Below are 1,050 nucleotides of genomic sequence, written 5' to 3'. Positions count from 1 at the left end.
AGGTTAGAAGTGGAAGTGTGGCGACACATGTAGCGGACTAATACTAATAGCTCGAGGACTTATCCAAAGTAACTGAGAATATGAAAGCGAACGGTTTTCTTGGTTTGAATAGATATTCAATTTTGAGTAGGTATTACTCAGAGTTAAGTGACGATAGCCTAGGAGATACACCTGTACCCATGCCGAACACAGAAGTTAAGCCCTAGAACGCCGGAAGTAGTTGGGGGTTGCCCCCTGTGAGATATGGAAGTCGCTTAGCTCTAGGGAGTTTAGCTCAGCTGGGAGAGCATCTGCCTTACAAGCAGAGGGTCAGCGGTTCGATCCCGTTAACTCCCAAAGGTCCCGTAGTGTAGCGGTTATCACGTCGCCCTGTCACGGCGAAGATCGCGGGTTCGATTCCCGTCGGGACCGTTTAAGATAACGGAAGTTATTTTAGACTCGTTAGCTCAGTTGGTAGAGCAATTGACTTTTAATCAATGGGTCACTGGTTCGAGCCCAGTACGGGTCATATATGCGGGTTTGGCGGAATTGGCAGACGCACCAGATTTAGGATCTGGCGCTTAACAGCGTGGGGGTTCAAGTCCCTTAACCCGCATTAAGAAATAATAAATGAGCCGGCTTAGCTCAGTTGGTAGAGCATCTGATTTGTAATCAGAGGGTCGCGTGTTCAAGTCATGTAGCCGGCATTTTTAGATAGAAGAAAACAGTGCGAACGTAGTTCAGTGGTAGAACACCACCTTGCCAAGGTGGGGGTCGCGGGTTCGAATCCCGTCGTTCGCTTAGAGAGGCCGGGGTGGCGGAACTGGCAGACGCACAGGACTTAAAATCCTGCGATTGGTAACGATCGTACCGGTTCGATTCCGGTCCTCGGCATAAAATAATGAGCACCCTTAGCTCAACTGGATAGAGTACCTGACTACGAATCAGGCGGTTAGAGGTTCGACTCCTCTAGGGTGCATTTTTCTATTTAACTCGGGAAGTAGCTCAGCTTGGTAGAGTACTTGGTTTGGGACCAAGGTGTCGCAGGTTCGAATCCTGTCTTCCCGATTC

Annotated in this window: 9 tRNA genes and 1 rRNA gene; all 10 read left to right on the top strand. The window is 49.1% G+C overall.

The features are described from left to right. Nucleotides 1-143 precede the first annotated feature (143 nt). The 10 genes from rrf to CJ239_RS11435 all read left to right on the top strand — a co-directional run bounded on the left by rrf (nt 144) and on the right by CJ239_RS11435 (nt 1,047). Nucleotides 144-259 (top strand): 5S ribosomal RNA (gene rrf, locus CJ239_RS11480). A gap of 4 nt (nt 260-263) precedes the next feature. Next, nucleotides 264-336: transfer RNA gene (locus CJ239_RS11475), tRNA-Val, on the top strand. Between the two features lie 2 nt (nt 337-338). Further along, nucleotides 339-411 (top strand) — tRNA-Asp (locus CJ239_RS11470). Nucleotides 412-435: 24 nt separating this feature from the next. Continuing rightward, nucleotides 436-508 (top strand) — tRNA-Lys (locus tag CJ239_RS11465). A gap of 5 nt (nt 509-513) precedes the next feature. Continuing rightward, a tRNA-Leu gene (locus CJ239_RS11460) sits at nt 514-595 on the top strand. 18 nt (nt 596-613) lie between these two features. Next, nucleotides 614-686 (top strand) — tRNA-Thr (locus CJ239_RS11455). 22 nt (nt 687-708) lie between these two features. After that, a tRNA-Gly gene (locus tag CJ239_RS11450) sits at nt 709-780 on the top strand. A 7-nt stretch (nt 781-787) separates the two neighbouring features. Continuing rightward, a tRNA-Leu gene (locus CJ239_RS11445) sits at nt 788-873 on the top strand. Between the two features lie 11 nt (nt 874-884). After that, nucleotides 885-958, top strand: a tRNA-Arg gene (locus CJ239_RS11440). Nucleotides 959-973: 15 nt separating this feature from the next. Continuing rightward, a tRNA-Pro gene (locus CJ239_RS11435) sits at nt 974-1,047 on the top strand. The last annotated feature ends 3 nt before the right edge of the window (nt 1,048-1,050 follow it).

This window comes from Streptococcus sp. UMB0029 (assembly GCF_002871495.1).
GTDB lineage: Bacteria > Bacillota > Bacilli > Lactobacillales > Streptococcaceae > Streptococcus.
Note: the sequence above shows the minus strand (reverse complement) of the source record. Positions and strands in the feature narration are given on the sequence as shown.